This is a genomic window from Alkalibacterium thalassium, from assembly GCF_900101165.1.
In the GTDB taxonomy this organism is placed as follows: domain Bacteria; phylum Bacillota; class Bacilli; order Lactobacillales; family Carnobacteriaceae_A; genus Alkalibacterium; species Alkalibacterium indicireducens.
In genome coordinates this window covers 1-8,682 of record NZ_FNFK01000014.1, presented here as the reverse complement: position 1 = coordinate 8,682, position 8,682 = coordinate 1, and the positions used below count along the sequence as shown (strand labels likewise).

Genomic DNA, 8,682 nt, shown 5'->3' with positions numbered 1-8,682 from the left:
ATTAATAAACCAAATGTAAATGATCTCTAGCATATCAATATCCTTCCTTGATTAATTTAATACTAGTAAAACTAATATTATGTCTATAAAATAAAACCCTGAAGGCTTTTCCAAAAGACCCTATAAGACACAAATTGACTAGTTATATATATTCCCTAAATTCCACGTGTGTTTTTTATTAGCTTCAAAAATCACTATTTCACGAAGAATTTAGACTGCTTCTCACACATTGTAACATTATTTACAACCACCTTTTAATCATTTTTGATAAATCATTGATTTCATCTTTGCTGCAATGATACTTAATAAACTCTGCAAGTTATCCACAGAGCAACACTAAATTTTATTGATGATATTCTTATTATACCAGACATTTTTCATACACTCCCTTGTACGGATAGTTTTCCGACAACTTCATGATTACATATCTTGCGGTTTTGATTATTTTTGCTGCAAGAAATACATACTTCAAACGAAAGGTCTTTATTTGCTGTCTGTATTCTGAAGAGTCCAAGGAATCAAACTTGAACAACAAAAATAGGTTATATGAAAGCATCATCATTTGAAACACGGCTTCATTCGCCCAAAATGACTTTAGCAAGAGATGACCCACCGCCATGTCGTATTTGGCTTCTTTGATATAGTTTTCAGCATTACCACGCTTTTCATAGTATATAACTACTTTTTCAGAAAGCAAGGTAGTATTTGTTACAAAGAAAAAGTAGTCGTATTCGGAACCTTCTAAAAGTGATAATTGTGCTCTTTCTTTTTCTGGTTTCAGTACGCGAGATACGACAAATCTTCTGTCTTTTTCCCATTTAACTAATTTTGTATACAGTTCTGTAGTTTCTCTACCTTCTTCTCCTTTAACGAATACAATTGATGAATTCGTTGCTTGTGAGGTGAGTGTAGAATAACTTTTGGCTTTAATTAAATATTTGCATCCAAGAGATTCTATCGTTTCGATAATTTTTTCATCAAAGTAGCCACTATCCATTCGAAATAAAATTTCTAAATCGTCTGATTTGATGTTAGCAACAATTTCTTTGATCATTTCCGCAGCACCGTTTGCAGTGTAAGTATTGCCACTTCTTACAAATCCGGTAACATATGCTTTTAATTCGTCGCAAAATGCAAATTGGATATTGTAGCATCGGTTTCCCAGTTTCTTAGGATTATATCCTTTTGACGCACCTTCTTGATGACCTTCTACGTTAATTACACTACTATCAATATCAATCGTAATGGATGTCAATTTACTTTTAGTGAGCAGTTTTTTAAAGACTTTAAAATTAATGTCTCTAAACATTTGGGTTGTCTTGAAGTTGAAGTTTCCTAGAAACCGTGACACTGTTTCAGGTTCTTTTACGGAAATATCAAACTCGTTGACGAGGGGATCATTTTGAAGTAGCTTTAGACGTTCTAACTTATCAATGCCAATGAAGTGACCGCAGAGCATGGTCTTTATATGATTCATCTTGATTTTATTTGTTGAGTCATTATCAAATACGAGGTCATTTTCAATAAAATCAAAAATCCCATTGCTTTTTGCATTCTCAAGGAGCAGAAAAAGACCTGCATTTGATGTTAGATTCTTAGCTTTGAAATCAATTTTATTAATCATAATTAGAACCCCTTTTTACTACTTTTCTTACTATTATTTTACCATATATCGAGTCATAGAAGTTGATAATTTAACATATTTTTGAGCACTTTTCTTTCACCCAATGGGTGAAAGCTGAATTTCGAAGGAACGCATATTTATCAAGGCTTTGATTATGCTTTTTGAAGTACTGACGTAGAATCTAGGTCATATTAAAGTTAAGTTGCCTGTGTTAAAAGATTCCCCTCTTAATATGGTTGTTGTCTATGGCTATGGCGAAAAGCCAATGAAACTATTAACGAATCACTCCATCAATGGAAAGGACGATGTCCTTCGAATTCTGAAAAGTTATATTACTCGCTGGCGAATTGAAGAACTCTTTCGTGTTCAAAAGGAAGAGTTTCAATTAGAAAAAACGCGAACAATGACGGTCAGTTCATTACGCATTCTGTATACACTGATGAATTGTCTTGTTGGGCATTATTCGTTGGCCATTGAAAAGAGTAACTACCATACACAAACAGTCTTAGCACGGGCACGACCTTCAAACAAACGAAAGAAAATAAAGTTCTATCTTTATCGGTTCATACGAGGTATCTCTAAAATCCTCTCGTTTGATACGGTAGGTATCAGATACTTTTACAAAGTAGAAAAGCGTTCGAATCAGTTATCTTTACTGTGAATGAATAAACTGAATAATTTTTTAAAACGCGCATATGGGCGTTTTATTTGCATGGCTATTTTTAAACATAATTGCTAAAAATGAGGAATTAACGAATACAGGTTTTTTAATTACATGCAATAGTGGATATTTAATGTAAAAAGGGTAAATTCAAAATCCCAGTCTAAAATTAAAAGTCTATCTTTTTCGTATAAGCTCTAACTCTAGTATACTTGAGTTAGATATCATTTAAGAAAGGAATAGATAAAATGGATACTATTTTATGGATCGTGATCATCGGTCTGTTCATATTGAGTTTTGTGGGTCTTATTTCTCCCGTCGTCCCCTCAGTACTAGCTGTCTGGGGTGGTTTTCTCATTTATCATTTTTTCATCAACTCAGCAGTCCTGACCTGGGTCTTCTGGGTATCAATGGGCGTACTTACCGTCTTCCTCCTGCTTGCCGACCTGCTTGCCGGATCAATCGCTGTCAACAAATTCGGCGGAAGTAAAATCGGGGAAACAACGGCGACGATTGCCATCATCGCTGGAACATTCATCTTTCCCCCATTCGGAATTCTGATTTTTCCGTTTATTGCCGTTCTGATCGTAGAATTCTGGATACAGGATACCTTCGCGCACGCTTTAAGAGCAGCTGTCGGAACGCTCATCGGGTTTCTCAGCGGACGAATTGCAGAAGGGATCATTCAATTGATCATGATTACCTGGTTCTTTCTCTCCATATGGCTCTAACTCGTCTGAGATGGGTTATGTTCTTCCAATTGCCTGAGTATCTTTCTAAAGAGATAACAAGTCCCTTCCTGCTCACATCAATCGATGGCAGAAAGGAGACTTTACAGATCTCTATTTAATAATCTGCAAAATCGTCATACTCTTCATCTTCCTCATACACTTCACCTTCAAAGTGTGTCTCATCATAATAAGCGTCGACTTGGCCATCGCTTGCCTCTTTATGATCGTAGCTCAGTCTGGAGTAAAAGACAGCTTCCGCCATGTTAAGATACGGTCTGACATATAAAGAAGCAATACCCAAGGTGAACACTTCCAGGAGGTACCATCCGAAAAATGACAAGTGAAGGAAAAAGAGCTCCAGCTTGTGCCCGTCCATCAAATACCTACTTTCTTTTATGCAATCGAACGCTGAAAGGTATTCTTCAGTTCCGCGATCCTTTTTATCCTTAAAAATAAAAAATGCCTGCGAATACGAATAGGTTTTGATGATTCCTGGAATAATAAAGACTAGCGTCCATAGCGCAATGAACAAGGTTCGAAGAAGTTGGATAAGAAAAACAGGAATAAAGAATCGTCTTGAAAACACTTGAAAAGCATCAGGCAGAGGTTTTATTTTATAACTGCTTGATCGGGTCATATCGAGCAAGGTAAATGATATACCTATTGTCAAGTATGTTACGAGAAAATTGATCAGTATATTCCCCTCTTCCTCGCCAACAATAATTCTAGGAATGGATGTCATATCGAATCCATATATACCGCCAGTCAGCAGAAGACTGATAACAAACGGTACGAGGTAGAGAAGGATAACATCTCTCCATTTTCCACTTAATTCCTCTCTAGCCTGTCTTTTAATAGAGGCTGGGGATAGATAGGTTTCTGCATTCATAGCACCTGCTCCTTTACTTCAATATGTAAAAACCGCAGATCGCTTCTCCCTAAGCAATCTGCGGTAATCTAATACGTTTTGTTACGCTTCCTCTGTACCTAATTCTTTTCTGACGACGTCTGCAATACGGTCAACATATTCATTCACTGCTTCTTCCGTTTCAGCTTCCGCCATGACACGTAGAAGAGACTCCGTTCCACTTGGACGAACCAGTACACGGCCATTTCCTGCCATTTCCTGTTCGACCTGTTCAATGACCTCACTGATTGCCGGGTTGGACATGACATTATGCTTGTCCGTCACACGAATATTGACCAGTTTCTGAGGGTACGTCGTTACTTCTTCAGCGAGTTCTGACAATTTCTTGCCTGTCTGTTTCATCACATTAAGCAACTGCATTCCTGAAAGCAGGCCGTCTCCAGTTGTATGGTAATCAAGGAAAATCAGGTGACCCGACTGTTCTCCACCTAAATTATAGCCATTTTTGACCATTTCTTCCATAACATAACGGTCACCGACCTTAGTTTTCACTGATTCCAGATCATGGACTTCCAGCGCTTTGTAGAAACCAATATTACTCATGACTGTTGAAACGATCGTATTCTTCTTCAGACGACCTTCTTCATGCATGAATTTCCCGCAGATGTACATGATCTTGTCTCCATCAACAATATTACCCAGTTCATCAACAGCGATAAGACGGTCTCCGTCTCCATCAAAAGCCAAGCCTACATCTGCGCCTTTTTCCAGTACAAAATCAGCCAAATAATCAGGATGTGTGCTTCCCACTCCATCATTAATGTTCAGACCATTTGGCGAGGCACCAGTTACGTCGAAATCAGTATCCAAATCGGCAAACAGGCGGTTGAGAAGCGGACTTGCTGCACCATTAGCTCCATCAAGAGCTACATGAATACCTGAAAGGTCTCCGTTGATCGTCTGCGTCAGAAACTGAATGTACTTCAAGATTCCTTCTTTGTACTCTTCAGATGTTCCAAGGCCATCCGAACTAGGACGCGGAAGGTCATCTCCATCACGATCCAGTAGTTCTTCAATTTCAGCTTCCTGTTCATCAGAGAGTTTAAACCCATCTGACCCGAAGAATTTGATTCCGTTGTCTTCCACAGGGTTATGTGAGGCAGAGATCATGATTCCTGCCGTTGCGTTCTGCTGACGTGTCAGGTAAGACACGCCGGGAGTAGTAATGACACCAAGTCTCAATACTTCAACCCCGACAGACAATAGTCCAGCTACAAGGGAGTATTCCAGCATTCTACCGGATATACGTGTATCTTTTCCCACAAGTACTCTAGGGGTTTCCTCTTCAGCGTGCTGAGACAGCACATATCCTCCAAAACGCCCCAGTTTAAAAGCCAGCTCAGGGGTCAGTTCCTTATTCGCAACCCCTCTAACACCATCTGTTCCAAAATATTTTCCCATTGTTCAAACTCCTCATCCTAATAGTCTAGTTATACAGTATCGTCTTCATCTTCTTCAGTTTCATCATCGTCTTCTGCTTCCTGTTCGACAGGCGTCACTCTGATCAGTACATCCACATCTCTCGGGTTACTGTCTGATATCCCATCCGGCAGAGGAATCGGTATGGTTCTGATGGTCGATTCAGTGATCCCCGACACATCCACCTCTACAGAAAAATCATTCATCTCTTCAAGAATACCCGATTCACCGATCAAAGTGATCTGTTCAGGTTCTCCTTGAGCAAACTCCAGAGCATAGTCATAATCTTCATTAGGTGTACCAATTTCTTCCAGATTCATTGGAACGGTCTGTTCGGTTCCTTGAACAGGGATCGTCACCTTAATCTGTTGTGGCGAAGTATTCACATTAAGCAGGTCGCCCGTTTCATCAAGAACCAGGACGTTCAAAAGCATGTCGATATCAGTGGTTATGTCACTTTCTTCCGGCATGACAACTACCATCACATCGCTAATCTGTTCCATAGTCGAAGCAGCACCGGATATTGTCACTGATTCATCGGACAGGACAGGATCATCGGCAGTATAGCCATCAGCCAAATGTGCATTTTCATTAAATTCGACTCTTACATCATGTTCTTCTATGACTTTTTCTTCAATTTCCAGCGTCAGTTCTGCCGGCATGATGCTGTAATTCAACTGACCACTCAATCCTTCTGCCTCAAGCTGGACAGTGTGACGGCCTGGGCCCATCTGGTTCAGGTCAGGCGTTTCGATATTGAAACTTTGAGTAGCCAACGTCTGAGTCAGCACAGCCTGAGGGCCTTCCAGACGAATCGTTGCTGTTTCCGGAATGCCCGAAACGAAATACAAGTCCCGGTCAATATTGATATCGATCGGCAAATTAGTAATGACTTCCGAACTGGTGATGCTCGCGCCATCAGTCGGGCTTGTTGATCTGATCCGGGACTGATTCTCTAGTGCAACAAACGAAAATAATGTTATGGCAAATATAAGTGCGACTAATTTAGTAATCCACGGGTTGTCCAAATTCAACTTCACTCGCTGGACACTCCTTTCCGTACGGCTTCAACGATCTGCTGCAGCGGACCTTGCGTCTCTTTTTCTTTCTCTGATTCCACGAGTTCTTTTGTCAGGTAGTTCAAAACTTCATCCTGCGACATATCGTTGATAAGATTTCCTCTACGAGAAATGCTGACTTCCCCTGTTTCTTCAGATACGATAATCGTAATGGCATCCGATACTTCCGACAGTCCGATCGCCGCTCTATGGCGTGTTCCCAGCTTTTTAGGAATAGCCGGACTTTCTGATAAAGGTAAGTAGCTCGCAGCCGTCGCGATTTTGTAATCTTTTATGATGACAGCTCCATCATGAAGCGGGGTATTCGGAATAAAAATATTGATCAGAAGTTCAGAGCTCAGTTCTGCGTTTAGCGGGATACCTGTAGCAATGTATTCGTCCAGACCCGTTTCCATTTCAATCGAGATGAGCGCACCGATCCGTCTTTTGCTCATGTACTGAATTGCATGGGATAAGTTATCAACAATGATCTCGGTTGCAGTCGATCGACGTTTCCTTCCGAAAAGAGACCCTCTTCCCAGATGTTCAAGTCCACGTCTAAGTTCCGGCTGGAATATAATGATCAGTGCTAGAGCCGACCACTGAATAACGAAATCCACAATGAATTCCGTCGTATATAACCGAAAAATAACACTAATTGCTTTCAGAATCAAAATGACTCCAATTCCTTTAAGCAGTTCGACTGCACGAGTACCTTTTACGATACGCATCAGCTGATAGATAAAGAATGCTACTATTAGAATATCAATGATATTCACAGCTGTACGCCACACAAGAAGCCTTGACCAGTCAAAATTTGTAAAAAAATCCAAGGGCATGCTGCCACCTCCAAAATCTGCACATACACGGAGTAAGTATACCATATATCAAGGGCGGTTAAGTATTTCAAATGTGATTAAATTTAAAACTCTAACTTTTTTCATATTTAAAATGAACTAAACGAATCGATGCTTCGAATATAAGATGTAAACATCTGTTTCGCACTATCGTCTTATTGTAAGCATATTCACCTGGCATTACACAGCAAAGGGTGTGATGTCTCAATTATGAAGGCATCTTAGTGTAAAGTGGTACTTCCTCGAAATCATTTCTTTTTGATCGAGATATGCTTTCCTGTAAATAAAAAAGCTGTGCAGCAAGTTGCCGTACAGCTTTTTTATTATGACTGGGCTACTAGGATTCGAACCTAGGAATGACGAGACCAAAACCCGTTGCCTTACCACTTGGCTATAGCCCAATAATATAAAATGGAGGGAGTAGGATTTGAACCTACGAACCCGAAGGAACGGATTTACAGTCCGCCGCGTTTGGCCACTTCGCTATCCCTCCGTATTAACAAAAACACTAGACTAGACAATGCCGGCTAAAGGATTTGAACCCTCGACCCACTGATTACGATTCAGTTGCTCTACCAACTGAGCTAAGCCGGCATTACTGACACTTACTAATAAAGTGTGATGACCCCTACGGGATTCGAACCCGTGTTACCGCCGTGAAAGGGCGGTGTCTTAACCGCTTGACCAAGGGGCCAGTCATCTTGTACTTTTTAAGCACAAGATATATTCTATAATGGATACGAGTGATTGTCAATAAGATTTAGTAAAATTAACATTATTTAATCAAACGCCTGAACATGTTCGTACTTGTCAGGTTTTCTTTTGAACAGTTCGACCACATATGGGCAGATTGGATAGATCTTCTTCTGCTCTTTCTGCATCTCTTCAACCACACGGTCAACCAGCTGCTCTGCTACCCCCTGGCCTCTCAAAGAAGGGTCTACAAAAGTATGATCAACTCCCACCCTGTCTCCCTGGGAAACCCAAGTGATTTCAGCTAGTAACTGCCCGTCTTCTTCTTTATAGAAGCGGTTATTCCCTTTAGAAAATTCCATATTCTCACCTCTTTTACATGTGTAGTAATTACCAATTTTTTTGTTTTTTCGTGTTGTTTTAATGCAACTATCGTTGCTCTATCAATTAAAATACAAAAAGGCACCTCTTCCCCCCTTAATCTGATAAAATGAAGTTCACTAAAAACAAACATTCATCACTTAAGGAGTGAAAAGAGATGCCTAATCTACTTCAGATTATCATGTATTTAGTTAATAAAATCAAGTGGCAAAACAGTTTAATTCAACTTTTAAACGATTATATTACTTGGCTTGAAGATGCGGGTGATCGACCACCTAAAGGGACCGATATCACAAAGCTTGATTACAACAAATTGACCCTTGATGACCC

The 8,682-nt window shown here is 40.0% G+C and carries 8 protein-coding genes and 4 tRNA genes; 2 read left to right on the top strand and 10 right to left on the bottom strand.

Going from position 1 to position 8,682, the window contains the following annotated elements; genetic code table 11:
* Positions 1 to 361: 361 nt before the first annotated feature.
* The gene (locus BLR76_RS04830; RefSeq protein WP_000608644.1) at positions 362 to 1,624 is read right to left on the bottom strand and encodes an IS1380-like element ISEcp1 family transposase; all 1,263 of its coding nucleotides are present in this window, start codon (positions 1,622 to 1,624) and stop codon (positions 362 to 364) included.
* A gap of 265 nt (positions 1,625 to 1,889) precedes the next feature.
* Between BLR76_RS04830 and BLR76_RS04825 the strand changes: the two genes are divergently transcribed.
* Together BLR76_RS04825 and BLR76_RS04820 are read left to right on the top strand one after the other, a co-directional pair.
* A complete protein-coding gene (locus BLR76_RS04825; RefSeq protein WP_143009190.1) occupies positions 1,890 to 2,285 on the top strand; it encodes a hypothetical protein in 396 nt (131 codons plus the stop codon).
* A gap of 248 nt (positions 2,286 to 2,533) precedes the next feature.
* A complete protein-coding gene (locus BLR76_RS04820) occupies positions 2,534 to 3,016 on the top strand; it encodes a DUF456 domain-containing protein (protein WP_091266163.1) in 483 nt (160 codons plus the stop codon).
* Positions 3,017 to 3,131: 115 nt separating this feature from the next.
* On the opposite strand, the gene BLR76_RS04815 is transcribed toward BLR76_RS04820, so the two are convergent.
* The 9 genes from BLR76_RS04815 to BLR76_RS04775 all read right to left on the bottom strand — a co-directional run bounded on the left by BLR76_RS04815 (position 3,132) and on the right by BLR76_RS04775 (position 8,333).
* A complete protein-coding gene (locus BLR76_RS04815) occupies positions 3,132 to 3,905 on the bottom strand; it encodes a DUF975 family protein (protein WP_091266159.1) in 774 nt (257 codons plus the stop codon).
* 81 nt (positions 3,906 to 3,986) lie between these two features.
* Entirely contained in the window at positions 3,987 to 5,345 is a 1,359-nt protein-coding gene (gene glmM / locus BLR76_RS04810) for a phosphoglucosamine mutase (protein ID WP_091266156.1), read from the bottom strand.
* 29 nt (positions 5,346 to 5,374) lie between these two features.
* Positions 5,375 to 6,403, bottom strand: a complete 1,029-nt coding sequence (locus tag BLR76_RS04805) for a CdaR family protein (protein ID WP_091266153.1) — start codon at positions 6,401 to 6,403, stop codon at positions 5,375 to 5,377.
* Positions 6,400 to 7,260, bottom strand: a complete 861-nt coding sequence (gene cdaA / locus BLR76_RS04800) for a diadenylate cyclase CdaA (protein WP_091266150.1) — start codon at positions 7,258 to 7,260, stop codon at positions 6,400 to 6,402. Before cdaA ends, BLR76_RS04805 begins: the two co-directional genes overlap by 4 nt.
* A gap of 347 nt (positions 7,261 to 7,607) precedes the next feature.
* Positions 7,608 to 7,679, bottom strand: a tRNA-Gln gene (locus tag BLR76_RS04795).
* A gap of 11 nt (positions 7,680 to 7,690) precedes the next feature.
* Positions 7,691 to 7,771, bottom strand: a tRNA-Tyr gene (locus BLR76_RS04790).
* Between the two features lie 28 nt (positions 7,772 to 7,799).
* A tRNA-Thr gene (locus BLR76_RS04785) sits at positions 7,800 to 7,872 on the bottom strand.
* A gap of 28 nt (positions 7,873 to 7,900) precedes the next feature.
* Positions 7,901 to 7,972: transfer RNA gene (locus BLR76_RS04780), tRNA-Glu, on the bottom strand.
* A gap of 85 nt (positions 7,973 to 8,057) precedes the next feature.
* Positions 8,058 to 8,333: a GNAT family N-acetyltransferase gene (locus BLR76_RS04775; RefSeq protein ID WP_091266147.1), complete on the bottom strand. Its 276-nt coding sequence runs from the start codon at positions 8,331 to 8,333 to the stop codon at positions 8,058 to 8,060.
* Positions 8,334 to 8,682: the final 349 nt, after the last annotated feature.